Source organism: Armatimonadota bacterium (genome assembly GCA_031459715.1).
Classification (GTDB): Bacteria; Sysuimicrobiota; Sysuimicrobiia; order Sysuimicrobiales; family Humicultoraceae; genus Humicultor; species Humicultor tengchongensis.
Genome location: JAVKIA010000003.1, coordinates 105,532 through 131,804 on the forward strand (window position 1 = coordinate 105,532; position 26,273 = coordinate 131,804).

Below are 26,273 nucleotides of genomic sequence, written 5' to 3' on the forward strand. Positions count from 1 at the left end.
CGCACCTGGAGAGATTGGCGCACTCACAGGATCCCCTTGGTGGACGGCGCGGCCTGGCCCACCACCCGCGTGGCCTGGTACAGGACGACGCCGGTCCCCTTGAAGGCGGCCTCCAGGAGGTGGTGGGCGCTGCTGCCGTGCACCTGGACCAGGTGGAGCGTCAACCCACCGTGGGTGACAAACGCGCGGAAGAACTCTGCACCCAGGTCGGTGGCGAAGCCGCCCAGGACGGCGGGGGCAGGTGCCAGAGCGTAGTGCAGGTAGGGCCGCCCGCTGACGTCTACGGCCGCCAGGACCAGCGCCTCGTCCATGGGTACGTGCAAAGCGGCAAAGCGGGCGATCCCGCGTCCCTCGCCCAGCGCCGCGCGCAGCGCCTGCCCCAGGACGATGCCCACGTCCTCCACGGTGTGGTGCGGGTCCACGGCCAGGTCTCCCCGCGCCCGCACCTCGAGGTCGAAGCGGCCATGGTGGCCGAGCTGGTGCAGCATGTGGTCGAAGAAGGGGATGCCGGTGGCCACCTGGACCCGCCCGACACCGTCCAGGGCCAGGGCGACGCGCACCTCCGTCTCGGCGGTCTGTCTCTGCACCGTCCCCACGCGCGGGGGGCTTCCAGCCTTCTGCGATCCCCTGGGGGTACTCATGGCCGATCCTCCGAGCCGGAAGGCGGTCCGTCGGCCAGGCTCTGGTGCAGCGCCTCCAGGAAGCGCGCGTTCTCCTCGGCCGTCCCCACCGTGACCCGCAGGCAGCCAGCCAGCAGCGGCGCGCTGGAAACATCGCGCACCAGCACGCCCCGGGCGAGGAGGCGGTCAAAGAGGGTGCCGGCCGGGAAGCCCGCTGCGCTGAACAGGAGGAAGTTCGTCTGCGAGGGGAAGACCGTTACCCCGTCCAGTGTGGCCATAGCCGCACGCAGCCGCTCCCGCTCAGCGACCTGCGCTGCGGCCTGGGCCCGGAAGAACTCGCGGTGCTCCAGGGCCACCAGCGCCGCCTCCTGGGCGAAGATGTTGAGGTTGTAAGGTGGCAGGACGGTGCGCACCGCGGCGACCACCTCGGATGCAGCCGCAATCCAGCCGACGCGGCCGCCGGCAAAGGCAAAGGCTTTGGAGAAGGTGCGCGCCACGGCCAGGGACGCATACTCCCGGAGGCTCGACAGCCAGCTCCCCGCCGCGAAATCGGCGTAGGCTTCGTCCACCACCACCAGGCAGGCGGCTTCCCTCGCCACCGCCTCCACCTCCAGAGGAGCGAAAACGTTGCCCGTGGGATTGTTGGGGGACACAAGGAGGACAAGCCCTGCATCGACCTCGCGGGAGGCGCGGATAACGGAAGCGGCGTCCAGGCTGAAGTCCGCGCGGAGGAGGACCGGCACCACCCGGGCCCCGCCGGCGACAGCCAGGGGCTCCGCCAGGGAGTACGTGGGGACCGGCAGCACTACCGCTCGCCCGGTGGCGAATGCCTCCACCAGCGCCAGGAGGGCCTCATCGCTGCCGTTGGTCAGAGCGACCATCTCCGGGGACAGGCCGTAGGCACCGGCCAGGGCCTGGCGCAGGACGTCTGCCTGGGCCGCCGGGTAGCGGTTCCACCCAGCCTGGGCCACGCGACGCAGCACCTCCGCCTTCAGGTCGGCGGGCCAGTCCAGGGGGCTCTCATTCTGGTTTAGCCGTACCGGCGCGTCCCGCGGCACATCGTACCCGGGCAACGCTGCCAGCTCCGGGCGCGGAGAGACCCTGGCGGCACCGGCTGCCCGAAGGCTCCCCGTCCCTGGCGTCTCCCCACCCATCATCGCTCTTCTACCACCCGATCCCGTACCGCCCGCACGTGCGCCGGGAAGGTCTCGTAGGTGCCCAGCGTCTCAACCACGGGCAGGACTGCGGCCAGGGCAGCCGGGTCGAGGCGCCCTGTCGAGGTGACCTTCAGGAAACTCAGCACCGTGATGCCCCCCGCGCATCTGGCGGCCCCGCCGGTGGGCAGCGCTGCCGGCAACCCCATGGCGTAGGTGGCCGCGGAGAACGGCGTCTCCTGGCCCAGCAGCACCTCGCCGGCGTAGCGGATGTCGGCCAGGGTACCCAGGGGGTTGCGCGTGGCCAGCTGCAGGTGCTCGGGCGCATAGCGGTTGACGAAGGCGACAGCCTCATCCATGGACCCGGCCAGCACCACGGCGCCGTGGCTGCGCAGTGCGGCGGCGGCGAACTTGCGCCGCTGCTCGGGAAGCTGCTGCAGCACGGCTTCCGCCTCCGCCACCACCGCCTCCGCCAGATCCCGGCTGGTGGTCACCAGCACCGCAGCGGAGTCGGGACCGTGCTCGGCCTCACAGCACAGGTCCAGCGCCAGGCGCCGCGGATCGGCTCCCTCGTCGGCCAGGATCATGGCTTCGGTCGGTCCCAGGATGGCGGGCACGCGCACCCCCAGGGCCTGCGCTGCCAGCTGAACGGCGACGATGTGTGGGTTCCCAGGTCCGGCGATCAGCGGCACCGGGGGGATGGTCTCCGTCCCCACCGCCAGGGCGGCCACGCCAGCGACGCCGTTGCAGCGGAAGATGCGCCGCACGCCCAGCAGATCGCACACGACGAGGACGGCCGGGTCCACCGAGCCGTCGGGCTGTGGAGGCAGCAGCAGGTTGAGCTCGGGGACACCGGCCACTACGGCGGGAGCCAGCAGGGTGACGGCGATGGAGGGAAACCGACCCTTGCCCGAGGGCACATAAACTCCGGCCGCGGCCACGGGGCCCACCCGCACCCCCGCGGTCACGCCGTTGGCCAGCGAGGCCTCCCAGGAGTGGGGGAGGAGTCGCTCGTTGAAGGCCAGCGTGCGGGCGATCATGGTCTGCAGCGCCTCGCGCACCGCCGGGCCCACCGCCCGCTGGGCCTCCGCCACCTCGTCCTGCGAAACGAGCAGCAGTTCCGGGCTGAGCGCGACACCGTCCCAGCGGCGCGTGTACTCCAGCAGGGCCGCATCGCCCCGCTCGCGTACCTCGGCCAGGGTGCGGCGGGCGCTCTCCAGCGCAGCCCCGTCCACAGCCAGGGTGGCACGCCGCACCAGCGCCTGTAGGCGCTCGGGCGCGGTGGACGAGAGAGGGAGGATGTCCAGGGTCATGTCTTCAGGCCTTCCAGCGCCGCGATCAGCCGCTGAACCATCCTTGACTTCATCCGCAGGCTCGCCCGATTCACCACCAGTCGGGCTGTGGAACGGAAGACCTCTGCCACCTCCACCAGCAGGTTGTCCCGCAGCGTGCGGCCCGTGACCACCACGTCCAGAACGGCGTCGGCTAGCCCCACGCGCGGGGCGAGCTCCACCGCTCCGTTCAGGGCGATGATCTCCGCCGGCCAGCCCCGCCGCTTCCAGTAGCGGGCGGCGATGCGAGGATACTTGGTAGCCACGCGCACCGTCCGCACGGGCGGCCAGTCGTCCTCCTCTCCCTTCCGCACGGCGACGACCCCGCGGCAGGAGCCGAAGCCCAGATCCACCAGCTCGTAGACGTCGCCGCCCTGCTCCAGCAGGACGTCGCGTCCCACTATCCCGGCGTCTGCCGCTCCGTGCTCAACGTAGACCGGGATGTCCGCCGGCTTCACTGCCAGGATCAGCCCCTCTGCGGCCGGAAGCAGCAGGCTGCGCTCCTGCGACGGGTTACTGGCCTCCGGCGCAGCCCCGAGCACACCCGCCCGCCGCAGGAGGGAGACCGATTCGGCGAAGAGGCGTCCCGTGGGCACCGCGACGGTCAGGAGGTCGGCCTCCGCGGTCCCGCCGGAGCCTGGCGCCTTTCGCGGCTCATCCCGCACGGCCGACGGCTCCCCTGGGGCCGACATCCTCCGGCCCCGCGATCGCCCGCAACGCCCCGGGGAGAGAGAGGCGCTCCTCGCGCCCGGCGTCGCGGTCCAGCACCCGCGCGCCGTCCTCCCCCACCTGCACCACCCAGCGCACGGCAGCCGCCTCCGCACCGCGCACCGCCTCTTCCCACCCCTGGCGGAACGCCAGCGCGACAGCCAGGCCCCGGGCGCGCAGGCTGGCGGCGAAGTGCAGCGTGGCAGCACGGGCGGGTGGTCCGCCAGCGCCCAGCACGATAACCTCAGCCGACGGCGTTACCCCGTCAGGGATGGTGGAGAGAACACGCTCCACCCCCACCGCGAACCCGGTGGCCGCGGCAGGCGTGCCGAACCGCTCCAGGAGGCGGTCGTAGCGGCCTCCCCCCAGCAGGGGATAGCCGCTGCCAGCGCCGTAAGCTTCGAACACGACCCCGGTGTAGTAGCCGAAGTCGCGGATGATGCCCAGGTCGATCCCGACCAGGTCCCCGACTCCGTACTCCCCCAGGCGCTCCATCAGCGCGCCCAGCTCCTCCAGGGCACGGACGCCGCGTGGCGAGGAAGCCAGGGGCCTGGCTCGCTGCAGCACGTCCGGACCGCGCAGGTCGGGGAGCGCGCGCAGCAACCGCCGCAGCGCCGGGGGGAGGTCCAGGGTATCGAGCTCGACGAACGCCTTGCGGTAGAGGTGGTCGCGCACCTCCTCCCGCAGGTGGGGAGGCAGTGGGAGTAGGGCCTCATCGATGAAGTCCAGGTGGCCGATGTGCAGGACCGCCCCGGCGGCGCCGGCCCGGCGCAGGCACGATGCGGCCAGGGCGATGACCTCCGCGTCGGCATCCAGCACCTCCTCGCCCAGCAACTCCACCCCCGCCTGCGTGAACTCCCGCAGACGCCCCTGCCCCTCTTCCTGGCCGCGGAAGACCGACCCCACGTAGGCCAGCCGCAAGGGCCGACCGCTGGCCGGGAGGAGACGGGTGGCTGCCAGGCGGGCCAGGGGAAGGGTAAAATCGGGGCGCAGCGCCAGCAGCTCGCCCCCGCGGTCGGTGAGCTTGAAGAGCCGGTCGGCCGTCCCCGCCCCCGCGCCGCGGGTGAAGGTCTCCAGGTACTCCAGCGTCGGCGGCGCCACCTCCTGGTACCCCCAGAGACGGAACTCCCGGCGCAGGAGGTCGCACAGGGCGCTGCGCCGCGCTGCCTCAACAGGTCCCAGGTCGGGCAGGCCAGGCGGAACCTGCTGCCAGCGGGGTGGGATGACGTCAGGCAGGCGCATAGGCGTCAGGCAGGCGCACGGACATCCTCCGTCTGTATCTCTTTATCTTGGTAAAGAGATAGCTAGAAAAAGTACGGACCCATTTAGGGTACGCAATCCACGGGCAGTCTGTCAACCCCTCTTCGTCGGCACGACGGTCCCACGCCCCGCAGCCGGGGCAAGAAGGACGGTCCAGCCCCCGGTGGGGACCGGCATCCTGGAAGGGAATGCCGTCACCGGAATCGAGGTGCGCGGCGGGCGTGTATTTCCCATATGGCCGCGGACTGCTTTTCAGCTCACTTTCAACGCGGTTGAAAGTCAAGTTCCAAGAAGAAGGATGCCGTCCGCCTGGGGCGGTAGAAGTCCCATACGACAGCGGACGTCGCGTCGGAGGTGCGCGCATGAACGGAGGCATCCGTCTCGGCCTGAGCCTCCCGGTGTTTCTGGGATCGCTCATCGCCATGTTTGTGGGCACCTTTACTGGCCTGCTGGGGATCTGGCTCTACCTGGCCTGAAAATTGCGGTCCCCGAGTGGATCAAGGTCGGACATGCCCATGCGGCGTGCGATCCTGCGCGCCAAGCGGGCCCGGGGAAGGGCGCGACCTACTGTCAGTAAGACAACAGATCGTGGCAGTTCGTGGCAGCCGTGGCCGCCCGTCCGCCGTCCACGCGCCGTCCGAGCCCGGGTGCTCCCGCAAGTCTGGTACGCTGGAGGGTGTGGCCGGGTGTCCTGCCCTGATGAGGTCCTCCGGCAGCGCCGGTGGGACCGGCGGAGGAAGAGCCGTGCGCTCCGCGCGGCCAGACCGCGTCCCCTGTTGTCCCGAGTGCAGGCGGCCCCCTGTGCCTGGCGGGCCTGTCCCGACCGCCGCTAGCGGACGTGCCCGGCCGCACCTTCCAGCCGCCCCCAGGCCTGGCTGAGGAGGAGAGGGCTGCGTGACGATCACGTCGCCATGACCTCCCGCCCCTCCTCCTCTCTGGCCGGCCTGCCCGGCGGCGGACCCGTCACCTGGATCATCCTGCTGGCGAACGCCGCCACCTTCCTCCTCGACTTCATCGGCGCCGGCGGCCCCCTCGACGCGCTGGTCTTCCGCACGTGGGAGCCGCTGCCCCGCCCGTGGACCGTGCTCACCTACGCGCTCGTCGGCACCGGCCACCCGCTCTGGCTGCTGGTGGGCCTGTACGTCTTCTGGATGTTCGCCGGTAGCCTGGAACGGTCGTGGGGCCGCGTCCGCTACCTGAGCAGGCGCTCCTCTTCTTCGTCCTCCCGGTGCAGTTTCGCTGGATCGCCGTAGGGGCTGCGACGCTGGTCTTCCTCAGCTTCCCCTTCCCGCTGGGGTTGTTCGCGCTGGCAGGGCCCGGCGTCGCCTGGGCGTCGGCGACGGGGCGGGTGGACCCGGCCACCTGGCGGCCCAGGTGGTCACGGGGCGGGCGAGGGCGGCGGGCCGTCCGGCGGGGTAGGCCCACCCTGAATCCGCTGGTCTGGTACCGGCGGTGGCAGACGAAGCGCCGCTTCCGGCGGCTGCTGCGGCAGGTGGACCTGGAAGACCAGCATTAGTTATCGGTGACCTTCGGCGCGCCGGACGCCGGCACCAACGGGCGGCAGGTGGACCTGGAAGACCCGCATTAGCTATAGCTAGCGGGGGCCAGGCGGGCGCGGGCGTACCCCCATCCGCGTGAGCACCAGCCGGTAGCCGTCAGCGCCGTACTCCAGGAAGCGGCGGACGCGGCTGATGGTGGCACTGCTGGCTCCGGTGCGCTGGCCCACCTCTTCGTACGTGTGGCCCTCGAACAGTAGACGGGCGATCTCCAGCCGGGCGGCCATCGCCTTCACCTCGCCGACCGTGCACACATCCTCCAGGAAGCGGTAGCACTCCGCCACCGAGCGCAGGCTGAGCAGGGCCTGGCAGAAGCGGTCCACCAGCGGGTCCTTGAGCTTGGGGTTGACGCGGGGGGTGCGCATCGCCGGGCACCGGGCCCTCTCTTCGTCCCACCGCGGCGGCTTCCTGCCGCCGGCCGGCGCCGGTGGGGACGGCGCCACGCCCGCACGGCGTACAGGCGCCACTCCCCGGGGACGCCCTTGAGCGTGTGCACGCCCCCGGTCGTCGAAAGCGATCCCCGATCCAGCTACCAGGTCCCTGACCGTGCTCGTCGCCCGCACCGCCCCACCGGCGTCTGCGACATCACCCGCGCCGCCATGTGCACCACGATGCCGCTCACCCGGCTGTCCTCCACCTCGCCGGCGTGCAGGCCTGCCCGCGCCTCCACCCCCAGGCGGCGCACCTCGCTGATTATGGCCCGAGCGCAGCGGATGGCCCTGGCGGCTCCGCGTAGAGCCGCTCACCTCGGTGCAGGCCGTAGGCGATCTGATACGTCTGGTGCTGGGCGCGCGTGGTGGGGGTGTGGGCCGCCAGATAGCGCACCGCGGCCAGCAGGATGCGGGAGGCCTCCGGCGAGTCGCGCCGCAGGGCGAACTCTCCCACGGCCGCGTAGATGCGCTCGCCGACGGCGAAGAGGACGAGCACGTGCCCGTCGGCCTGGACCACCAGCCGCCCGGCCGCGCGCACCTCCGCCTCGCTGGCGACCCGGATGAAGGCCTCAGCGGAGGTGGTCATGCCATCCCTGCACCCTCATGCCGACCCGACACACCCGGGGTGTTCTCTGACCTGGAACGGTCTCCTCCCTGTTATAATCTTTGCAGCGAGGCTTTGCAGGCCGTTCACACCGGGAAGCTGGTCGCGGAGGGGTCGCGTAGCCCGGTAGCGCGCCCGCCTGGAGAGCGGGTAAGCGGCCACAAGCCGCTTCGCGGGTTCAAATCCCGCCCCCTCCGCCAGCGATACCAGACCCAGCGATGACCGACCCGACACCCGGCGACCGCGAGGACACCCGCCGCCGCATCACCGTCATCTCCTGGTGGGTGCGGGACCTGCTGGCCACCCGCCGGCCCTGGGGGCGGATCCGGAGCGGGCTAGCGGCGAGCCACCCCTGGTGGCGGCGCGCCCGGGCCACCGTCGTCGAGACGGCAAAGACCCTGCTCATCGCCTTCCTCCTGGCCCAGCTGATCATGGTCTCCGTGGCCCAGGCTTTCCAGGTGGAGCAGTACTCCATGGAACCCACCCTGCTGCCACACGACCGGGTGCTGGTGAGCAAGTTCATCTACCGGCTGCGCGAGCCGGCCCGGGGCGATGTAATCGTCCTGCGCTACCCGCGAAATCCGGAACGGAACTACATCAAGCGGGTGATCGGCCTGCCCGGTGAGACCATCGCCATCCGGCAGGGAACCCTCTATGTGAACGGCCAGCCCATCCGGGAGGATTACCTGAACGGCGAGACCGTGGGAGACTTCGGCCCGGTCACCGTGCCGCTGGATTCCGTCTTCGTCATGGGCGACAACCGCAACAACAGCGAGGACAGCCGGGCCTTCGGCCCGCTGAAGCGGACCCTGATCGTGGGCCAGGCGATCCTCATCTACTGGCCGCCGCAGCGCCTGCGCCTGATCGCCGGACGGTAAGCGTCTTCTCTGGCAGGGCCCTGGTAGACGATGAGAAGGTCCACCCATGCGTCAAGGAGTGGCGCACCCAGAAAATCGTCCTGCGTGCCTTCGCAAAGATAGTCCAGACCAACGCGCTGGAGTTCGGTACGCACGTCTTAGGGAAGAGGCCTGGCCACAATTACATCCGTCAGTGCCATGATGCCCCCCGATTTAAGCACACGTGCCATTTCGGGCTGCCCAATATCGGTTGGAGAGGAAGTCGGAAAAACGATAAATTCGCTCACCAAAGCCTCTAAAGTGCTATCAGGAAAAGGAATGCGTGTCTTCTCTGCTTGGTGAAACTCGACGACACTTTCTAGCTAGTTCTTGCTCTTTCGCATGTTGGCGAGCAGGTTCCAGCAGTTGTTGATCAAGTTCTATGCCAGTGACCTTGCCTTGTCTCATCCCGCTCGCCAGCCAGGCTCCTCGGCATCAGCGACGGCGCGCAGCGCCGTCCGCTGCATGCTGTTGTTGGGCGATATGATGGAGCGGCGACTTCTGAATCTCGGTACCACTGCGCACAGGCCGATGGAATACAGCAACCCGATCAATGGTGCACACCCCTGTAGAACCAGCGTTTCGCCAACTCCGCGCTCACAACGTAACCCAGAACGATCAACCCCATCAGCCCGAGAAAGAGCGGTAGCAACGGGACGAAGCCGAAGGCTGTACCGAGCGGGGTGTAGGGGATCGCCAGCGTCGCGGCGGCCACCGCAAGCGTTGCGCTCAACAGCGCGCGCCCTGGCCGACTGCGAAGGAAACTCCCGCGTGTGCGCACCACGAGCACGATGAGCGTTGCCGATACCACAGATTCGACGAACCATCCGGTCCGGAACTCCGCCGGCCCCGCGTGCAGCAGCCAGAGCAGCACGCCAAACGTCAGGTAGTCGAACACGGAGCTGACGAGCCCGAACGTGAACATGAATCGGCGGATGAAGCCCATGTCCCAGCGACGTGGCCGCTCAATCCAGTCAGCATCCACCCGATCGGACGAGATCGTCATCTCTGGAACGTCCGTCAGGAGATTGGTCAGCAAGATCTGCTTTGGCAGCAGCGGCAGAAACGGAAGCAGGAGGGAGGCGCCGGCCATACTGAACATGTTGCCGAGATTGGCGCTGGTCGCCATGAACACGTATTTGAGTGTATTGGCGAACGTACGGCGTCCCTCGCGCACCCCGGCCTCCAGCACCGCGAGGTCCGGCTCGAGGAGAACGATATCGGCCGCCTCCTTCGCCACGTCCACCGCCTGTTGTACCGTGATGGAAACGTCCGCCGCATGCAGCGCCGGAGCGTCATTGATCCCTCGCCCATATAGCCCACCACGTGCCCGACCTTGCGCAGCGCACGGATGATCCGCTCTTTCTGATTGGGCTCCACTTCAGCAAAAATATCCGTCTTCGCCGCAGCGACCGGCAATGCGTCGTCGCTCAGGGCACGCACCTCGGAGCCGGTCAGGACTCGTGGGTCGGGCAGCCCGACCTGCGCACCCACGCGGGCGGCGACGAACTTGTTATCTCCGGTGATCACTTTCAGCTTTACGCCCAGCCGAGCCAGCGACGTCAACGTGGCCTCGATGCCCCGCTTTGGCGGATCTTCAAGCACGAGAAGGCCCAGGAAGGTCATATCGTGCTCGGAGTCACGGCCGATCGTTTCGGGTGACCCGATCTCCCGCAGCGCGACGCCGAGTGTGCGGTATCCCTCGGCGCTGAGGGCTGCAAAACGACGTTCGATCTCTGGGCGCACTTCGGCGAGCGGGACAGTCGTGCCGTCTCCCCGCTCGGCTACGGTGCAGGCAGCAAGCACGTTCGTCAACGCGCCTTTCGTGATCAGGACAACGCGCCCATCGTGCTCGGCGAGCACGCTCAGGCGCTTGCGCACGAAGTCGTAGGGTACTTCGTCGAGCTTGCGCCAGCCGTCGAGCGAGAAGGCGCGATGGGCGCGGATTGCCGAATCGATCGGATTGCTGAATGCCGTCTCGTATGAGGCATTCACGAAGGCATGCAGCAGCACGCGCTCGCTCTCGTTCCCCCTCGTGTCGAGCACGGCGTGGACGTGCACCCGGCCCTCGGTGAGTGTGCCCGTCTTGTCGGAACAGAGGACATCCATGCTGCCGAAGTTTTCGATCGCAGCCAGCCGCTTGACGATGACGCCCTGTCTCGCCATCCGGCGGGCACCACTCGCCAGATTCACGCTGATGATAGCGGGCAGCAACTGCGGCGTGAGCCCCACCGCGAGCGCCAGGGCGAAGAGGAAGGAGTCGAGAACTGGCCGATGGAGGTAGACGTTGAAGGCGAAGATGGCGATCACCAGCACCAGCGTGATCTCCATCAGCAGGTAGCCGAAGCGGCGTACACCCTTTTCGAACTCCGTTTCGGTCGGGCGCAGACGCAACCGCGCGGCGATCGCGGCAAATTGGGTCGACTTCCCGGTGTTAACGACCAGGGCCCTTCCACTGCCACTGACCACGTGCGTCCCCATGAAGAGGACGTTGTCGCGCCGGGCCAGCGGCGCATCTGGAGGGGCCGTACCGGCGGTCTTCTCCACTGGAAAGCTCTCCCCGGTGAGTGAGGCTTCGTCCACGAACAGGTCCTGCCCGGCGAGCAGTAGGCAATCGGCCGGGATACGTGAACCAGCGGTAATCAGCACCACGTCGCCCGGCACCAATTCGTCCACGGCTATCTCGGTCTGACGCCCATCGCGTAAAACGGTGGCCTTCACCGCGATTGTCGCCAACAACTTCTCGACCACCCTGGCAGCGCCACGTTCCTGCCAGAAGCCGAGCAGCGCGCTCACTCCCACAATGCCCAGGATGATGGTCCCGTCTGTGGAGTCTTGCAGCGCGAAGGACAGCACCGCTGCGGCGATCAGGAGCAGGACGAGAGGGCTGGTGACCTGGCGAAGCAACAACGTTGGTATATCGGAGCGTTTGCGCTCCCCAAGCACGTTCGGCCCGGTGCGGGCAAGGCGTGCGGCGGCGGTTTCCGCCGTGAGACCACTGGGCGACGATTGTAGTGCGGACATCACGTCCGCAGTCGGCATGCTCCAGAACGAACGCAACACATCTGGCGTCTCTAACGACATCATCCCTAGATCACAGGACCTGCGGACTTTCAACGTCCGCATGGAAGTTTCCTCGCATCTCCGTGGGGCCATGACGCCGCCTGACTGCTGTTTAGGCCGACCAGCCTAAAACCCGTGCCCCGTCAGCCTAACACGAACAGAGCTGGAGGTACCCGCCCACCTTCCCTTATCCAGTCCCATCGGCCTGCGCGCTCGTTTGGCGACATTGGAGCACGAAACCGGTCGCGGGCCTGTTCCCAATGCTGACAGACAGCCTCTGCGCTGTTTGCCGCGCTGTGCCCTCGCTAGGGCTCCTCCTCGCCTGGTTCATCCCCCCTGGCCTGCTCCCGTTCCCGGATCACCCGCCGCAGGGCCTTGGGGATGCCCACCGTCTTGGGGATCTCCTGCACGATCTCGATGCGGCGCGGCACCTTGTAGGGGGCCAGCCGCGCCGCACAGAAGTCGCGCAGCTCCCGCCGCAGCGCCCGCGCGTCCTGACCGTCCTTGGGCACCACGTGGGCAACCAGCATCTCGCCGCGTACCCGGGAAGAGATCCCCACCACCGCCGCCTCCCGCACCCGGGGGTGCTGGTAGAGCACCTCCTCCACCTCGCGGGGGAAGACCTTCAGGCCGCCTATGTTCACCATGTCCTTCTTGCGGTCCCCGATGAAGAAGAATCCGTCCTCGTCCATGCGGGCGATGTCCCCGGTGTACAGCCAGCCGCCGCGCAGCGCCTGCGCCGTCTCCCGCGGGTTGTTCCAGTAGCCCATCATCACCTGCGGGCCACGGATCACCAGCTCGCCCATCTCCCCTGCCTTCAGCTCCCGCTCACCGCCCTCCGGAGCCACAATCCTGGCATCGGTGCCGGGTACGGGGACACCGATGCTGCCCACCTTGCGCACCCCGGCCAGAGGATTGGCGTGCGTCAGGGGGGAGGCTTCGGAGAGCCCGTAGCCTTCTACCAGCCGCGCGCCGGTCAGCTCCTCGAACCGCTTCTGCACCTCTACCGGCAGCGAGCTGGAGCCGGAGACGCAGTTGCGGATGGAGCGGAGATCGTACCGCTGCACATCCTTGAGCTGGTTGATCGCCAGGTAGATGGGCGGCGCGCCGGGGAAGATGGTGGGCCTGTATCTGTGGGCCACCTCCGCGGTGGTGCGGGCGACAAACCCCGGCATGAGGATCATGATATTGGTGGCCGCCACCGCCACGGCCAGGTTCATGCAGAGGGTGACGCCGTAGACGTGGAAGAACGGAACGACGGAGAGGATGCGTTCCTGGCCTTCCTTCAGGTCGGTGACCCAGACTCGGGCCTGGGTCAGGTTGCAGACCAGGTTGCGGTGGCTGAGCATGGCGCCCTTGGACAGCCCCGTGGTGCCGCCGGTGTACTGCAGCATCGCTAGGTCCTCTTGCGCCACCTCCACCGGGCGTCGCAAGCGTGGCCCCCGCAGCAGGGAGGTAAAGGGGACGACCTTCTGCTCATGGGGGAAGACATCGCCCTCCTTCTTTGCCCTGGTCAGCCCGTAGAGCAGGCGGAAGAGGGGCGGGAAGAAGTCGTGCACGCGGGTGACGATAACCGCCTCCAGCGCGGTGTGGGGCAGGACCTCCAGGACGTAGGGAAAGAAGCGGGCGAAGACCACGGCAAAACGCGCGCCCGAGTCCTTGAGGATGAACGCCAGATCGTTGCCCCGGTAGAGCGGATTGACCTGCACCACCACGCCCCCCGCCTTCCAGACGCCGTAGGCGGCGATCACGTACTGCGGCAGATTCGGCAGGGAGATGACCACCCGCTCTCCCTTGCGCAGGCCACGACGGACCAAGGAGGCGGCGAAGCGATCGGAGAGGTCATCAAGCCGGGCGTAGGTGAGGCGGCAGTCAAAGGGTGGATGCGCGCTCACCAGAATGAGGGCCACGGTTGAAGGAAAGCGCTGCACCGTGCGCTGCAGGAACCCATAGATGGGAAACCGTGGAAAGTCCAGCGAGGTGGGAACCCCGCTTTCGTAGAACCTGTGCCAGGGGCGGCTGCCGGTCTCTAAGGCGTCCATCGAGCCCTCCTGGGAGTCCCTGAAGCTACAAAGCCTTTTGTCCCTGCTCGCGTCATTCCTGCTCTGACGAACGCCGGACCTTCTATACCAAAGACTTGACGGAGGCACCTGGCCGGAGGCGACGACGAGGGCGTACAATGGAAGCGGTCGCGCTAGGTGGGGAGCTAGCGGTTCCCTGTCACCCGCAACCCGCTACAGCGGGGCTGAATTCCCACCAGAGGCCGGACGCCTGAGGGTCCGGACCGCGAAAGCGGCGACGAGGGCCTGGTCCCGCGCAACGGGATCTGACGAACCCCGCCAGGCCCGGAAGGGAGCAACGGTAAGTCAGTGCTCCCGTGTGCCGCGGGGCAACCGGGTCTGAGCCGGCTGCGCGGCGCCCGCCTCGGACGCCCTGGTCGAAGGTGGGTGCGCGACCATCTCTTTTCTTCGACTTCTTACTCTATCGTCGATCCCCGTTGGGGCCGTCAATCTCCTTCGGGGGGCGGAGGTATTACCGATACCTCTCCCCTTCGTCACGGAGGTAGCCGGCGACGGCCAGGAACGCGAAGAGCAGCGCATAGGCGCCCAGCCAGAACCAGTGGTCGGCGCGCCAGGGGATCTCCAGGGCCGCGCTCCACACCACCTCACCGTAAAGCCTGGTGGGAAGCAGGGGCGAGAGCCTGGCCACCGCCGCGGGCAGGCTGTGCGGCCGCACCCACAGGCCCCCCGCGTAGGAAAGCAGGAGGTAGAGGAGGTTGGCCAGGGGCAGGGCGCCCCGGGGATGGGCCCAGTAGCCCAGGCTGATGCCGAGGAAGGCGAATGGAACGCTCCCGGCCAGCACAGCCGCTCCCAGACGCAGCCAGCCCTGGATGCTGAGACGCACCGGGGTCAGGATGACCGCGGTCAGGACGACGATGCCGCCGGCAGCAACGGCGAAGGCCAGCGCGGAGAGGACGCGGCTGAGGAAGCGGCTCAGCGGGGTGACCGCCAGCGTGCGAAGGTACGTCTCCCAGGGGGAGCGGCGCTCGCTGGCGATACCCACGCCGAACTGGAAGAAGGCAACACCGAGGACGGCAAAGGCGATGAATGAGGCCATTCCCAGGTTGGCCGCAGACGGGTCCCTGGCCTGCGGCACGGCGAAGAACACGAAGATCATGGCAGGAAAGATCAACGTGGGCATTACGTAGGCGGGAAGGCGGGCCAGCTCCAGAGTCCGGACCGCGAAGTAGCTAATCACCAGTCGCATCGGTCCCTCCCGTAAGGGCCAGGAAGGCTTCTTCCAGGTCGGTGGAACGGACCTCCAGGTCTCGAAAGGCCACCCCCGAAGCAACCAGCGCCCTGACCAGCCGGTCAGCATCCGCCGTGTAAATGGTGTAGACGTCTCCGCTTCTGTCCAGGCGGGCCACGCCGGGCAACGCCGGAAGCCCCCCGGCCCTCAACCGCACCCGCTTCAGGCCCACGCGGGCCTTGATGGCCTCCACAGTACTGTCGACGATGATATGGCCTCGATCGATGACGGCCACGCGCGTGGCCAGCGCCTCCGCCTCGTACAGGAAGTGGCTCGTCAGGAGCACCGCCCCACCCTCTTGGGCGTACCGCCGGATCACCTGCCAGACGTGGCGGCGGCTCTCCACATCCAGCCCTACCGTGGGTTCGTCGAGGACCACCACACGCGGAGCCCCAGCGAAGGCCAGGGCTAACCCCAGACGGCGGCGCTGCCCCCCACTCAGCCCTCCGACCTGCCTCCGCTCAAGCGCCGACAGCCCCACCAGCCTCAGCACCTCCTCCCTGGGCAGAGGGCGGGGATAGTGGCCGCGCACCAGGTCGACGATCTCACCCACGCGCAGCGTCGGGGGAAAGGCGACCTCCTGGAGCATCACCCCCAGCGCGCGACGCGCATGGTGGAGGCGAGGATCCAGGCCGAAGAGACGGGCTCTTCCCTGATCAGGGCGACGCAGGCCGACCAGGATACTGATGGCTGTAGTCTTGCCGGCTCCGTTGGGCCCCAGGAGCAGGAGCACCTCTCCCGGGTGCAGGGCGAGCGTGACCCCGTCCACCGCCTGGATCCGGCCGAAACGTCTGGACACGTGGTCCAGCTCGGCCACCGGGACGCCTCCGGGCCGCGCGGGCTGTCCGGGCTGCTGCAGACCCGCCGAGCCGGCGGAGGAATGGGTGGTGACGGGGGGGACGGAGGGCTGCGCGGCCGCCCGCCCTCCCTGCCCACTGCGGTGGAGGACCACCAGCGTGTTGTATGCGGCATGCGCCCCCACGGCGGCGGCGAGGCTGCCCGTCGCCAGAAACGAGGAAGCAAATGCCGTGCCGGTGAAGGCGTGCACGGCGACGCCGGGCAACCCCTGGAAGTACCTGTGCGCAAGGGCGAATGCCAGGACCGCGCCCAGGAATCCGACCACGGGCCCCGCCGCGGCCATGAGCCATATGAGAGCAAACCCGCGCCAGAGGACCTCCTCCGTGCCGGCGCGGAAGACGAAGAAGAGGACCTGGGGGACAAGCCGCGTCCATGGCCCGCGCTTCAGCCCACTGGCCAGCCCCGGTGCCGATGAGAGGATAAAGAAGACTCCGGCCCCCACCAGGACTCCGCTGAACAGGGAGAGGCCCACAGGCCGCGCGCCCACGTCGGTCGCCACGTGCCCGGCCCGCAGCAACCACGCCGCAAGTAGCGTCTGCACCGCGACGCTGACCAGGAAGACCGACCGCCTACCCATCTCGGTCGGCGGCGGGGGCCGGCCGTCCAAGCGCGATGACGTAGAGGACAGATTCATTCACCCCGTCGATCTCCAGCAGTAGCTCCACCTCGCTGTCGAAGAACCCGCCGATGGGCACCGCTCCCAGATGCAGCGCCTCGGCCATCAGGAGGACGTTCTGCGCCGCGTGTCCTGCTTCCAGGAGCGCGAAGCGATATCCCCGCAGTCCGTACTTCAGCCGCGAGCGCCAGAACAGCGCGGTGACCACCAGGATCGCCGCCGCACCGCTGGCCACATCCGGCTGCACCAGGCAGCCGGCCAGCCGGTCAAACACGTCCGGAGCGCCCAGGACCTCCAGACCGTGGCGGGATGGGTCGTAGTGGTACAGTCCCGGAGAGACGCCCCCCGAGCGGCCCACGGCGAGATAGAACTCCAAAGGGTAGAGCGCGCCCCCTGAGGGCGCGGTGCGGAAGCTAAAGCCGTGGCCTACCGGACGGGTCAGGGTGAGGCCGTAGCCAGCGAAGAGCAGCGCCGCCAGGTCACGCCCGCTGAGCGCCGCCAGGGGCGAGAAGGCGCGGCAGCTCCGGCGGGTCTGCAGCACTCCTCCCAGCGGCACCTCCGGCAGCTCGGGTGCGGGCAGGGGGACAAGCGGCAGGTGGGGGTAGCGCTTCACGGCGCGGGCCTGTGTCACCAGCACCTCGTGATTTGCGGCGAAGAGCCAGGTGCCCATCATCTCACGGGCGAGAGTAGACCGGTAGAGTTTGGACGCTTCATGAAACTCCTCGGCCGGGTCCAGGGGGTCGGGGCCTTCACGCCCGTGAAGCAGCCTGGCCACGTTGAGGGTGGGACTCCCCCGGGCCTGCGACATCACCTCACCGTCCTTCCCCCAGACACCACGGTCGTTCCTACGGAAATGGATGCGGGTACGGGTTCAGCTCCTCGAACCCAAGCGGCCTCTCCCGCAGGCCCAGGCACCAGGCCGCCTCATAGAGCCGGGACCCGCCGAGGAAACGCCGCTGGTACCCCACGTCCAGAGAGCACAGCCCCGGGCAGAGCACCCGGGCCACATACAGTCCTGCCTGACGCACCTCTGGCGACGTGAGGTCTGCGGCGTAGGCGCGCACGCCATGCTGGGCCAGTCGGGCGACGACGGCGGAGATCCGGGCCGCCACCGTTGTCCCCTCCAGCGCAGGGACTTCTTGCAGCGACCTGCGCACCGCCGAGGCAATGAGGAAGTCGGCGCGGCGGGCGTGCTCCTCATAGGAATACAGGAGGACGTGGTCCTCAAACCGCAGGATGTCCGAGAAGTCTGCGGCAAATGCCCGTCTGCGCAACTGGCGCATCTGCCGGATCCAGTGCCGCGTCTGGAATGCCTCCCGCAGGGCCTTGCCGCAGGCCTCCCGCATGGTTGGCGCGCTGGCCGCGCCCACGGCCAGGCCGATGGCATCCGGCGGCCGGCCACGGATCACAGCCAGCGCCGTGGGGACCCGGAGGAAGACGCTGAGGTCGACCACCTGATGGTGGAGCCGGGCGGGAGCAAAGTGGCGGCGCACCTCCGCGCACAGGACCGGGTCGGACTCCAGATCCACCAGGGGAAGGGTCAGTCTCCCGTACCAGGTGAGCATGAAGGCGTCCCGCTCGACGACCTCCAGGAGGGCTCTGAGGACGGCCTCATCACGGGTTGGCCCGCAGGCCATCCCGCTGCTCGTGGCATAGCCGATGGCCGGTTCCCCCTCCCGCCGGCCGGGGGCGAGGAAGACCAGCTGCGCCGGAAGGAAGACGGGGGCACCGTCACTCAGGCAGACGCCCGGAAACCACTGCACCCGCGTCTCCGGCGTGAAGGGCTGGTAGGGAAAGCCCGCCTGCGCGTACTGCCGCGGATGAAACAGCGCGAAGTCCGGGGGGCTCACCGCCCGCGGACCGAGCTCCGCAGCCGAGGCAAAGACCAGACGTGACGGCGGCGCCTGCGTCCCGCAGTAACGCTCCAGAGCCTCGCCCAGCGCCGCCGCCAGCGCCCGCTCGCGCAGATAGTGGGCGCCCCCCGTCCGCGGGGGGACCTGGTGGCCGAGAATGCCTGTGGCTTCCGACAGCTCGCACCCGAAAAAGAACATCCGGGCGTCGTCGGGGGCGGCGAGAAACTCATGGACGTGCTTGATGATGCCAGCAAGCGGAGAGACGAACTCGCCAGAGCGAAGCGCCACCTCCTGGCTGACCGTGCCGGCGGTCGGCATGGCTCCTCACCCAAGGACATCTTCGTACCAGGGCAAGGGGGAGGCGGCTTGCTCTCCCGGAGAGCAGACATCGCATCGGGCAACGCGGTAGACGGTGTGGTGGCTGATGCGCACGTCGAAGCCGACCTCGACGGCGCAGAACCGCCCGGGCAGGGAGGGGTCCCGACGGGTTACCCAGCGCAGGGCGAGAAGGGCCGCCAGGCCGGCCACCAGCCCCTCCAGGGGAGGAGGAGAGGGATAAGGCGCGGGTGCATCGTCCAGGGCGAGGAACTCCTCGCGGTACGCCACGGTGGCAGCGCGGCGCAACCGGAAACACTGATAGCAGCACGTCTCGCCCGGCACGTACAGCGGCCCGACGGTGGCGAACGCCCCGTCGAAGGGCAGCACCTGCAGCCAAGTCCTCTGCTCCTCCAGCGCGCGGCAGTTCCAGCGGGCAAGCCGGGGCAGCTCTGCACCGGAGGGTGCCACGATGGTCAGGTCCGGGGGCGCGGCGGCCACACCGTCAGCATCCCAGGAAGTCTCTCCCACCTCCCACAGACCGGCCAGGCGAAGGAGGCGGGCTACCTCAACGGCCAGGCGCGACGATCCGACGACGGTCACGGAACGCTCCTGCAGCGTCTCCAGGTGGGCGGCGAGGGGTGCGCTCCCGGCCTGGGAGGTCAGGAAGTACACCGTCTCCCGTACTGTGGAGGGGATCCCGGGTTCCGGGGCGGGACCGTCGGCCAGCAGGTCGTGCTCCTGTAGCAGGCAGAGCGCCTGCCGCGCCGCCGGGCTGGCGGTCTCACCGAGGTACCGCTCGATCTGGTCCACCGTCCGCGTGCCGTCGAGCAGCGGCAGGAGGATCGGCAGGAGGCGCTCCACCGCCTTCCCTTCGAACGCGACCACCCGCTCACCGTAATGAAGGAGCAGGCGGCCACGATCGCGACCGAGGCGATACCAGGGCTTGAGATAGGGCCGCTGGGGAAAGTTCCGTCCGTCTGATGTCATGTGTTTCCTCTCCCTGCGGTGCCCGCGCCTCCTGTCGGTGTCCGCGCGGTCCCAGGCCGCCGCGCCTCCTCCCGCCCGCCACTAGCTGACACCCGGGACAGTCCGGGGACAGCAGACCGACTACGTCGGCAACTCGTCGTCACGGCCGCCGCCGGCCTCGCTGCAGGAGCAGCCGCAGCAACAGCAGCAGCACGACTCACTGCAGTGCCCGTCGGCCATCTGTGCGTAGCCAACCGGCTCACCTCTGACCGTGGCAGTCAGATCCAGGAGCTCGTCCACCTGAAACATCACCCTCCACCTCCTTACCGAGCCTCTGTGGACCTGCCCTAAGGACCAGGTCCCTGGAAGTTGTTCCGCCAGGAATAACGGCGAGCCGCGCCGACTCTCTGTCGCAAGATTTGGGGACTTGAGGAGCTGCGCGATGCAGACGCTGTGGCGCTCAGGCGTGAGTGGAGGCTCGGGCACGCCGGTCGTGGGGCAGCAGCGCCGCATAGACGGCGGAACAGGCCGGGGTGGGCACCCCGGCTTCCCGCCCGAAGCGCACCACCGTGCCGTGCAGCGCCTCCAGCTCCAGTCGTCGGCCTCCGGTCAGGTCGTGGTGCAGGGAGGAGGTGGCCTCTGGCTCCAGGCGCTGCGCCAGCTCCAGGTGCGCCTCCACCACCTCCGGACCCAGGGGCACACCCCGGGCCCGGCCGACGGCGACCACCTCCTCGACGATCTGGCGGAACATGGCCCAGGTCGGAGGGCTGGCGCGGATCTCGCCGATGGGCAGCCGGGTGAGCGCGGTCATCCCCGCCAGGGCGCAGATGAAGGCGAACTTCACCCACTTCTCCCGGACCACGTCCTCTGAAGCCGTAACCCGCCAGCCGGCCTCCGCCAGCACTCCCTCCAGCCGCCGCACCCGGTCGCTCATCCCGCCCTGCCATTCGCCGAAGACCACCGTGCGCGGCCCGGCTGTCTGCTGCACCACCCCCGGAGCCTGGACGGCGGCCAGGATGTAGACCACCCCGCCGAGCACCCGTCCGGCACCGTAGGTGCGGGCCAGGACCTCTTCGTTGTCCACCCCGTTCTGCAGCGAGAGGACCGCCGTCTGCGCGCCCACCACCGGACCGATGAGGGCCGCAGCCTCCTCCGTGTGGTAGGACTTCACCGTGAACAGGACCAGGTCAGCGGGATCACCTTCAGGCGCCGCCACGGCCTGGCCGGGCGCGAACCACTCCCCGTCCACCGCCCGCACGGTCAGACCGCCCCGGCGGCGCATCGCCTCCAGGTGCGCCCCCCGGGCGATGAAGGTCACCGCGTGGCCGGCCCGCGCCAGCAGCCCACCGAAGTAGCCGCCCAGGCCGCCGGTGCCCATGACGGCCACGCGCACGCTACTCCTCCTCGGAAGCGGGCGGAGGAGCCGAGGGGGCCTCGGCGGCCTCCGCAGCGGCACCGCCATCCTCCCGCGCCCGCAGGGGCATGAAGCGGCGCAGCCGCTCCGCCAGCGCCTCCAGCCGCCGGGCCACCCGGCCGTTGATCGTCCCCTCCGGATAGCGCCCCTCCGCGTCCGCCTCGCCGGCGGTCAGCCCGGTGAGGATCTCCAGCCCCTCTTCCACCGTGCCCACGGCCCAGATGTGGAAGCGCCCCTCCCGCACCGCCTCCACCACCTCATCACGCAGCATGAGGTTGCGCACGTTCTGTCGCGGGATAATCACCCCCTGCCGCCCGGTGAGGCCCACGGCCTTGCAGACGTAGTAAAAGCCCTCGATCTTCTCATTCACCCCGCCGATGGGCTGGATCTCCCCCCGCTGGTTCACCGAACCGGTGACGGCGATGCCCTGGTCGATAGGCGCCCCGGAGAGCTCGCTGAGCAGGGTGTACAGCTCGGTGGAGGAAGCGGAATCTCCCTCCACCTCGTCGTAACTCTGCTCGAAGGTCAGCGTGGCGCTCAGGCTGAGGGGACGGTCCTGGGCGTACTTTCCCGCCAGGTACCCGCTGAGGATGTACACCCCCTTGGTGTGGATGCGGCCGGAGAGCTGTGCCTCCCGTTCGATGTTCACCACGCCGCGTGAGCCGACGAAGGCGCGGGCGGTGATGCGGTTGGGCCGGCCAAAAGTGTAGTCGCCCAGGGTGTGCACCGCCAGCCCGTTGACCTGCCCCACCTTCTGGCCGTCGATGTCCACCAGGAGCTGTCCGCGCTGGATCGCCTCGCGGATGCGCTCCTCCAGGCGGTTGCTGCGGAAGATTTTCTCCTCCAGGGCCTTCTGCACGTGCTCCGCCCGCACCACCGGGCTGTGTTCCCGCTGCGCCCAGGCTGCGCCCTCGTAAATAAGCTCCGACATCTCGTTGAAGCGCGCACTCAGCTTCTCCTGATCCTCGGCCAGGCGGGCACTGTATTCCAGGACGCGGGCCACGGCGTCGCGGTGGAAGGGCAGCAGGCCGTCCCGGCGGCAGATGGCGCATATGGCCAGGGCGTACTGCTGCAGGGTCTGGGCCGACTGCGGCATGTCCACATCAAAGTCGGCCTTGATCTTGAAGAGCTTGCGGAAGTCGTCGTCTAGAATGTACAGGAGGTGGTAGAGCAGGGAGGAGCCAATGATCACCACCTTGACTTGCAGGGGAATCGGCTCGGGGCGCAACGTGGCCGTGGGGATCAGCCCCAGCTGCTCGCCGATGTTCTCGATGCGGATCTCCCGGCTCTTCAGCGCCCGCTTCAGCGCCTCCCAGGAGAGGGGCGCCATCAACACGTCGTTGAGCTGCAGGATGAGGAACCCGCCGTTGGCCCGGTGCAGGGCCCCCGGCTTGATCATGGTGAAGTCGGTGACGAAGGCCCCGAACTCCCCACGGTATTCCACCTTGCCCACCAGGTTGTAGTAGGTGGGGTTGGCCTCGATGACCACGGGCGCTCCTCTGGTCTGGCTGTTGTCCACCAGAAGGTTCACCCGGTAGCGAGCGAAGGCGTCGCGCCGCCCCAGCGGTACCGGCACGGGGAAGGGAAGGCGCGGTGGCTCCTCCTCTTCCTTGAAGTCGTCGCGGTGCTCCACCACGTCGCGCAACAGGGCCTCCAGGTGCTGCACAACCCGGGGGTGGTCGGCATAGCGCTCCTTCAGCGGCTCCACGGCACGGTGTGCCACCGAGGCCACCGCGTCCCCCTCCAGCGTGCGCAGGGTCTCCCGCGCCTCCCGCTCCAGGTTGCGCACCTGGCGCAGAGCCTCTCCGATGTCCTCCTGCAGCGCCCGCGCCCGCCCCTGCAGCTCCTCCCGCTGCTCCGGGGGCAACCGCTCCAGTACCTCGGGGGAGAGCGGCTCCCCGGAGGGTCCGATGGCCACAGGGACGACGCCCACCGGCGTGCGCTCCAGGCCGAAGCCCAGCCGCCGCGCCTTCGCCTCCAGTATCTGCCAGAGCTCGTTGATGCGCCCCTCGTAGCTACGCAGCGCCTCGCTGCGCCGGGCTGCGAAGTGCTCGCTGGCCAGCACCTTGCGGATGCCGTCCTTGAGCTCCTCCACCAGCTCGTCCATGTCTCGGCGGAAGCGCTGTCCCCAGCCCGGAGGCAGGCTGATGGCCATGGGCTGGTCCGGCATCTGGTAGTTGTAGACGTAGACCCAGTCCGGCGGGGTCGGCCGCGTCGCGGCCAGGTCGCGCACCGTCTTGTGTGTGTACGTGGTCCGCCCCGTGCCCACGGGGCCGGTGACGAAGATGTTGTACGCTGGCTGGGGGACGCTCAGGCCGAAGTCCAGGGCGCGCACAGCGCGCTCCTGTCCCACGATGATCTCCCCCGGCTGCAACTCCGCGGTGGTCTCGAAGGTAAACTGCGCGGGGTCGCAGCGCCAGCGCAGAGCGTCGGCGGGCAACCGCAGTCGCTGGCGCGCATCGCTGGTTTGCTCAGCCATAGTGCACCTCGGTGAAGAAGTTGAAGGCGTGCAGCGAGCTCCTTCGCGGCGGCGGAGCTGATCCCCCCTCAGGTCGCTCCCGAGGGGCGGTGCGGGGCGCGGCCGGGAAGGGGGATGAACCCACTCTGCCTCCCCCGTCCAGCCTGGCGCGACTGGGGCACGCGCGGGTGGTGGGCGATGTTCAGATCCAGCCGCTTGCCGCAGGCGCAGACCAGGGCCTCGGTCTGGGCGGCGTTGATCCAGACGTTGCCGCTGTCCAGGGCGCGGCGCCGCGCCGCATCGATGGCGCCAGCGCGTTCCTCCGCCTCGTCTTCCCGCCGGCCCATCTCGCGGGTGCCCGTGCCGCTCAGCTCGTAGAGGAGCGCCTTGGGGTAGTAGACGCTGTAACGGCGACCGCAGCCCCCGCAGGGGAACGTGAAGATATTGGCCATCGTCTCCCATTGTAGGGGGAAAGGAAATAGGTGCAAGGACAGGGAAGTCATCCAGGGGCTATACCGGAGAGGGGAGAGCGGGCATGCGGATGCTGCTGCTGGGTGTGGTCATCGGATTCATGCTGAGCGCCCTGGGCCTGGTGGTGCCTATGGTCCTGGCGCAGGGCCTCCCGCCGCTGCAGGAGTTCATCCCCCTGCCCGGCCCCGGCCGCCCGCAGCCCGACCGGGGTCCCGCCCCGCAGCCGGGTCAGGATGACTGCCAGGTCATCCTCTTCTATCACAACGGACAGCTCTACCGCCTCCTCCCCGGCGAGGGGCCGCAGGATGGCCCCGGGCGACCCGGCAGCCCGCCGGAGTTCTTCCGCCTGGACCCCTACCGGGGCCCGGCCATCCCGGGGCTGCCGCAGCCCTTCCCGCCGGGGCGGCCCAACTTCCAGCCAGCGCTGCCCAGGTCCTGACGCGCCGATGTGAGTGCTGGCCGCGCTCTTCGCCCTCCTCTCCGCAGCCCTCTTTGCCGGAAACTCCGTCGCTGTACGGGTGGCGCTGCCCGGGACGACGGCCACCACGATGACCGTCGTCTCCATCCTGACGAACCTCACCTCGCTGTGGGCATTGGCCGCGCTGCGGGGCGAGGCGGGGGCGGCGCTGCAGCCCGCGTCCCTGATCTTCATCGGCGCCGGGATCATGGCCCCGGCCCTGGCGCGCGTCGCCCTCTACACGGCCATCGACATGGTAGGGGTGGCCCGCGCGGTGGTGACCAGCAACACCACTCCCCTCTTCACCGCGGTGGGCGCCGCGCTGTTGCTGGGGGAGCGGGTGAGCGTGGGGCTGGCCGCAGGCACCGTCGCCGTGGTCCTGGGGGTGGCGCTGGCCTCGGGGACCGCCTCTCCCCGGGTGCCGCGGGCCTCCCGGCGGGGGTTCCTGCTGGCTCTTGCCACCGCCATCCTGGCTGCGGTGTCCATCCTCCTGCGCAAAGTGGGCCTGGAGGCGATCCCCTACCCGGCGCTGGCCGCCGCCTTGACCCTGAGCGGCGCGGTCCTCGGGCTGGTCCCGCTGGTTGTCTGGCGCTGGCGGCGGGAGCCGTTCCGCGCGGCGCGCACCGCGGTGCCGCCGATGCTGGCGGGCGCGCTGCTCACCAGCGGCGGGTTCCTGGCCTACTTCTTCGCCCTGCACCTGGGGAATGCCAGCCGGGTGACGCCGCTCTCGAACACCACGCCGCTGTTTGCGGTGCTGCTCCTGCGCTTCGCCTTCAGCGACGTGGAGCAGGTGACGCGGCGGACGTTGCTGGGGGCGGCGCTGACCGTGGCCGGCATCCTCCTGGTCGTAGGCATGTAGGCCGCCGGCGGGCGCGCAGCGGGCGCGACGATGCGTGAGGAGCAGCAGCAGGGCCAGCGCCGCAGGCGACGCCGGCGACGCCATCCTCCCGCGGCGCGGGACGTGCGGACGCGGTTGCGCGCCGGGATCCTGGCCTTCCTCAGCCGCCACCAGGAGACCCAGGTGGGGACACTGCTGGACGCCCTGCGCCAGCAGTTCCCCGGGTTCGACCGCGCAGCGGAGACGGCTGCCCTGGAAGTCCTGCACGAACTGGCCAGCGCCAACCTGATAATGCCTGCGGTGGACCGCGACCACCTGGGCTGGCCCTGGCTGCGGGTGACCGAGCACGGACGTCAGGTCCTCCGCCAGGGGAAGCCGCTGCCCTTCGACCCGGACCAGTATCTGGCCGCGGCGCAGCCCCGGCTGGCGGCCATGCCGCCGCTGGCGGTAGAGGTGCTGCAGGAGGCGGTGACCACCTACCACCGGGGCTACATCCGCTCCAGCGCCCTGCTGCTGGGCATCGCCTCGGAGATCCTGATGGGGCAGTTGATCGACGCCTTCGTCGCCGGCCGGCCGGAGAAGGAGCGGCAGCGCCTGCAGGCGGCCATGGCCGACAAGAGCATCTACGCCCGCTACCGCATCTTCCGCGAGGAGTTCGACCGGGCGCGCGACGACCTGAAGATCCCCGACGCCCTGAGCAAGGACCTGGAGGCGATCGTCGACCTGGTCTTTAATGCAGTCCGCCTGACGCGCAACGAGGCCGGCCACCCCTCAGGCGCGACGCTGAACCCGGTCCTGGTGGCCACCACCCTGCAGGCCTTCCTGGAGTATGCCGACCGCATCGCCCGCCTGAGTACGTACCTGACCGCACCTGCGCCGGAAAAGCCTGCTCCCCCCCGCCGCCGCAGGCGGCGGAGGACCTCGGCCCAGCCCGGATAGCGGACCTCGGCTCAGCCCGGATAGCGGACGCTGCGGCCTCGCCGAGCCTGATGGTGGTGAGAGATGTGCTGCCCATGCGGACATCGGCCCGCTGTGCCATAATATGAATATCGCATCCCGCGTCCTCCGGGACTGAGGACAGGTCAACCGTCA

The 26,273-nt window shown here is 69.1% G+C and carries 25 protein-coding genes, 1 tRNA gene and 1 other RNA gene; 8 read left to right on the forward strand and 19 right to left on the reverse strand.

Features of this window, described 5'->3' with window-relative positions:
- Positions 1-23 precede the first annotated feature (23 nt).
- Genes hisB through hisZ form a run of 5 tightly spaced genes read right to left on the reverse strand, consistent with a single transcriptional unit; the run spans position 24 to position 5,055 of the window.
- Positions 24-641, reverse strand: a complete 618-nt coding sequence (hisB, locus tag QN152_02370) for an imidazoleglycerol-phosphate dehydratase HisB (protein MDR7538363.1) — start codon at positions 639-641, stop codon at positions 24-26.
- Complete coding sequence (hisC, locus tag QN152_02375) at positions 638-1,777, reverse strand: histidinol-phosphate transaminase (GenBank protein ID MDR7538364.1); 1,140 nt, start codon at positions 1,775-1,777, stop codon at positions 638-640. Before hisC ends, hisB begins: the two co-directional genes overlap by 4 nt.
- Positions 1,774-3,087, reverse strand: coding sequence for a histidinol dehydrogenase (hisD, locus tag QN152_02380; GenBank protein MDR7538365.1), 1,314 nt, complete (start codon positions 3,085-3,087; stop codon positions 1,774-1,776). The genes hisC and hisD overlap by 4 nt, the downstream gene beginning before the upstream one ends.
- Positions 3,084-3,770 carry an ATP phosphoribosyltransferase gene (gene hisG, locus QN152_02385; protein MDR7538366.1) on the reverse strand — a complete coding sequence of 229 codons (687 nt, stop codon included), beginning with the start codon at positions 3,768-3,770 and terminating at the stop codon, positions 3,084-3,086. Before hisG ends, hisD begins: the two co-directional genes overlap by 4 nt.
- A complete protein-coding gene (gene hisZ, locus QN152_02390) occupies positions 3,760-5,055 on the reverse strand; it encodes an ATP phosphoribosyltransferase regulatory subunit (protein ID MDR7538367.1) in 1,296 nt (431 codons plus the stop codon). Before hisZ ends, hisG begins: the two co-directional genes overlap by 11 nt.
- A 929-nt stretch (positions 5,056-5,984) precedes the next feature.
- Between hisZ and QN152_02395 the strand changes: the two genes are divergently transcribed.
- A complete protein-coding gene (locus tag QN152_02395; protein ID MDR7538368.1) occupies positions 5,985-6,326 on the forward strand; it encodes a hypothetical protein in 342 nt (113 codons plus the stop codon).
- Complete coding sequence (locus tag QN152_02400) at positions 6,302-6,589, forward strand: hypothetical protein (protein MDR7538369.1); 288 nt, start codon at positions 6,302-6,304, stop codon at positions 6,587-6,589. Before QN152_02395 ends, QN152_02400 begins: the two co-directional genes overlap by 25 nt.
- A 78-nt stretch (positions 6,590-6,667) precedes the next feature.
- On the opposite strand, the gene QN152_02405 is transcribed toward QN152_02400, so the two are convergent.
- The 3 genes from QN152_02405 to QN152_02415 form a co-directional block, all read right to left on the reverse strand.
- Positions 6,668-6,994 carry a YerC/YecD family TrpR-related protein gene (locus QN152_02405; protein MDR7538370.1) on the reverse strand — a complete coding sequence of 109 codons (327 nt, stop codon included), beginning with the start codon at positions 6,992-6,994 and terminating at the stop codon, positions 6,668-6,670.
- Between the two features lie 164 nt (positions 6,995-7,158).
- Complete coding sequence (locus tag QN152_02410) at positions 7,159-7,314, reverse strand: hypothetical protein (protein ID MDR7538371.1); 156 nt, start codon at positions 7,312-7,314, stop codon at positions 7,159-7,161.
- An 8-nt stretch (positions 7,315-7,322) separates the two neighbouring features.
- On the reverse strand, positions 7,323-7,646 hold the full coding sequence (locus QN152_02415) for a hypothetical protein (GenBank protein ID MDR7538372.1): 324 nt from the start codon (positions 7,644-7,646) through the stop codon (positions 7,323-7,325).
- 125 nt (positions 7,647-7,771) lie between these two features.
- On the opposite strand from QN152_02415, the gene QN152_02420 reads away from it, so the two are divergent.
- Both QN152_02420 and lepB read left to right on the forward strand, forming a co-directional pair.
- Positions 7,772-7,864, forward strand: a tRNA-Ser gene (locus QN152_02420).
- Positions 7,865-7,882: 18 nt separating this feature from the next.
- The gene (gene lepB, locus QN152_02425) at positions 7,883-8,542 is read left to right on the forward strand and encodes a signal peptidase I (protein ID MDR7538373.1); all 660 of its coding nucleotides are present in this window, start codon (positions 7,883-7,885) and stop codon (positions 8,540-8,542) included.
- A gap of 568 nt (positions 8,543-9,110) precedes the next feature.
- Here the strand turns inward: lepB and QN152_02430 are convergent.
- The 3 genes from QN152_02430 to QN152_02440 form a co-directional block, all read right to left on the reverse strand.
- Positions 9,111-9,566: a cation transporting ATPase C-terminal domain-containing protein gene (locus QN152_02430; protein ID MDR7538374.1), complete on the reverse strand. Its 456-nt coding sequence runs from the start codon at positions 9,564-9,566 to the stop codon at positions 9,111-9,113.
- A 26-nt stretch (positions 9,567-9,592) separates the two neighbouring features.
- Positions 9,593-11,647: an HAD-IC family P-type ATPase gene (locus QN152_02435; GenBank protein ID MDR7538375.1), complete on the reverse strand. Its 2,055-nt coding sequence runs from the start codon at positions 11,645-11,647 to the stop codon at positions 9,593-9,595.
- Between the two features lie 281 nt (positions 11,648-11,928).
- The gene (locus QN152_02440) at positions 11,929-13,665 is read right to left on the reverse strand and encodes a long-chain fatty acid--CoA ligase (GenBank protein MDR7538376.1); all 1,737 of its coding nucleotides are present in this window, start codon (positions 13,663-13,665) and stop codon (positions 11,929-11,931) included.
- Positions 13,666-13,812: 147 nt separating this feature from the next.
- On the opposite strand from QN152_02440, the gene ffs reads away from it, so the two are divergent.
- Positions 13,813-14,078: signal recognition particle sRNA large type (ffs, locus tag QN152_02445), an RNA gene on the forward strand.
- A 77-nt stretch (positions 14,079-14,155) separates the two neighbouring features.
- Here the strand turns inward: ffs and QN152_02450 are convergent.
- From QN152_02450 to QN152_02485, 8 genes are all read right to left on the reverse strand, one after another.
- Positions 14,156-14,890 (reverse strand): ABC transporter permease, encoded by a 735-nt coding sequence (locus QN152_02450; GenBank protein MDR7538377.1) that lies wholly within the window; start codon positions 14,888-14,890, stop codon positions 14,156-14,158.
- Entirely contained in the window at positions 14,874-16,367 is a 1,494-nt protein-coding gene (locus QN152_02455) for an ATP-binding cassette domain-containing protein (protein ID MDR7538378.1), read from the reverse strand. The genes QN152_02450 and QN152_02455 overlap by 17 nt, the downstream gene beginning before the upstream one ends.
- A complete protein-coding gene (locus tag QN152_02460) occupies positions 16,360-17,214 on the reverse strand; it encodes a SagB/ThcOx family dehydrogenase (protein MDR7538379.1) in 855 nt (284 codons plus the stop codon). Before QN152_02460 ends, QN152_02455 begins: the two co-directional genes overlap by 8 nt.
- Before the next feature lie 37 nt (positions 17,215-17,251).
- Positions 17,252-18,577, reverse strand: coding sequence for a YcaO-like family protein (locus QN152_02465; GenBank protein ID MDR7538380.1), 1,326 nt, complete (start codon positions 18,575-18,577; stop codon positions 17,252-17,254).
- 6 nt (positions 18,578-18,583) lie between these two features.
- Positions 18,584-19,462 (reverse strand): TOMM precursor leader peptide-binding protein, encoded by an 879-nt coding sequence (locus tag QN152_02470; GenBank protein MDR7538381.1) that lies wholly within the window; start codon positions 19,460-19,462, stop codon positions 18,584-18,586.
- Between the two features lie 541 nt (positions 19,463-20,003).
- On the reverse strand, positions 20,004-20,936 hold the full coding sequence (locus QN152_02475) for a 2-dehydropantoate 2-reductase (GenBank protein ID MDR7538382.1): 933 nt from the start codon (positions 20,934-20,936) through the stop codon (positions 20,004-20,006).
- A 1-nt stretch (position 20,937) separates the two neighbouring features.
- A complete protein-coding gene (locus tag QN152_02480; GenBank protein ID MDR7538383.1) occupies positions 20,938-23,436 on the reverse strand; it encodes an AAA family ATPase in 2,499 nt (832 codons plus the stop codon).
- Between the two features lie 68 nt (positions 23,437-23,504).
- Positions 23,505-23,867, reverse strand: coding sequence for a hypothetical protein (locus QN152_02485; GenBank protein ID MDR7538384.1), 363 nt, complete (start codon positions 23,865-23,867; stop codon positions 23,505-23,507).
- An 83-nt stretch (positions 23,868-23,950) separates the two neighbouring features.
- Here QN152_02485 and QN152_02490 point away from each other — a divergent pair, with 83 nt between their 5' ends.
- Genes QN152_02490 through QN152_02500 form a run of 3 tightly spaced genes read left to right on the forward strand, consistent with a single transcriptional unit; the run spans position 23,951 to position 26,120 of the window.
- Positions 23,951-24,325: a hypothetical protein gene (locus QN152_02490; GenBank protein ID MDR7538385.1), complete on the forward strand. Its 375-nt coding sequence runs from the start codon at positions 23,951-23,953 to the stop codon at positions 24,323-24,325.
- A 13-nt stretch (positions 24,326-24,338) separates the two neighbouring features.
- Positions 24,339-25,202 (forward strand): DMT family transporter, encoded by an 864-nt coding sequence (locus QN152_02495; GenBank protein ID MDR7538386.1) that lies wholly within the window; start codon positions 24,339-24,341, stop codon positions 25,200-25,202.
- A gap of 30 nt (positions 25,203-25,232) precedes the next feature.
- Positions 25,233-26,120, forward strand: coding sequence for a hypothetical protein (locus QN152_02500; GenBank protein MDR7538387.1), 888 nt, complete (start codon positions 25,233-25,235; stop codon positions 26,118-26,120).
- Positions 26,121-26,273: the final 153 nt, after the last annotated feature.

Excerpts from the sequence above, each read along its gene's own strand:
- hisB (MDR7538363.1), bottom strand. The coding sequence starts at position 641 with ATGAGTACCCCCAGGGGATCGCAGAAGGCTGGAAGCCCCCCGCGCGTG.
- hisC (MDR7538364.1), bottom strand. The coding sequence starts at position 1,777 with ATGATGGGTGGGGAGACGCCAGGGACGGGGAGCCTTCGGGCAGCCGGT.
- hisD (MDR7538365.1), bottom strand. The coding sequence starts at position 3,087 with ATGACCCTGGACATCCTCCCTCTCTCGTCCACCGCGCCCGAGCGCCTA.
- hisZ (MDR7538367.1), bottom strand. The coding sequence starts at position 5,055 with ATGCGCCTGCCTGACGTCATCCCACCCCGCTGGCAGCAGGTTCCGCCT.
- QN152_02395 (MDR7538368.1), top strand. The coding sequence starts at position 5,985 with ATGACCTCCCGCCCCTCCTCCTCTCTGGCCGGCCTGCCCGGCGGCGGA.
- QN152_02405 (MDR7538370.1), bottom strand. The coding sequence starts at position 6,994 with ATGCGCACCCCCCGCGTCAACCCCAAGCTCAAGGACCCGCTGGTGGAC.
- QN152_02415 (MDR7538372.1), bottom strand. The coding sequence starts at position 7,646 with ATGACCACCTCCGCTGAGGCCTTCATCCGGGTCGCCAGCGAGGCGGAG.
- lepB (MDR7538373.1), top strand. The coding sequence starts at position 7,883 with ATGACCGACCCGACACCCGGCGACCGCGAGGACACCCGCCGCCGCATC.
- QN152_02430 (MDR7538374.1), bottom strand. The coding sequence starts at position 9,566 with ATGACGATCTCGTCCGATCGGGTGGATGCTGACTGGATTGAGCGGCCA.
- QN152_02435 (MDR7538375.1), bottom strand. The coding sequence starts at position 11,647 with ATGATGTCGTTAGAGACGCCAGATGTGTTGCGTTCGTTCTGGAGCATG.
- QN152_02440 (MDR7538376.1), bottom strand. The coding sequence starts at position 13,665 with ATGGACGCCTTAGAGACCGGCAGCCGCCCCTGGCACAGGTTCTACGAA.
- QN152_02450 (MDR7538377.1), bottom strand. The coding sequence starts at position 14,890 with ATGCGACTGGTGATTAGCTACTTCGCGGTCCGGACTCTGGAGCTGGCC.
- QN152_02455 (MDR7538378.1), bottom strand. The coding sequence starts at position 16,367 with ATGGGTAGGCGGTCGGTCTTCCTGGTCAGCGTCGCGGTGCAGACGCTA.
- QN152_02460 (MDR7538379.1), bottom strand. The coding sequence starts at position 17,214 with ATGTCGCAGGCCCGGGGGAGTCCCACCCTCAACGTGGCCAGGCTGCTT.
- QN152_02465 (MDR7538380.1), bottom strand. The coding sequence starts at position 18,577 with ATGCCGACCGCCGGCACGGTCAGCCAGGAGGTGGCGCTTCGCTCTGGC.
- QN152_02480 (MDR7538383.1), bottom strand. The coding sequence starts at position 23,436 with ATGGCTGAGCAAACCAGCGATGCGCGCCAGCGACTGCGGTTGCCCGCC.
- QN152_02485 (MDR7538384.1), bottom strand. The coding sequence starts at position 23,867 with ATGGCCAATATCTTCACGTTCCCCTGCGGGGGCTGCGGTCGCCGTTAC.
- QN152_02490 (MDR7538385.1), top strand. The coding sequence starts at position 23,951 with ATGCGGATGCTGCTGCTGGGTGTGGTCATCGGATTCATGCTGAGCGCC.
- QN152_02500 (MDR7538387.1), top strand. The coding sequence starts at position 25,233 with ATGCGTGAGGAGCAGCAGCAGGGCCAGCGCCGCAGGCGACGCCGGCGA.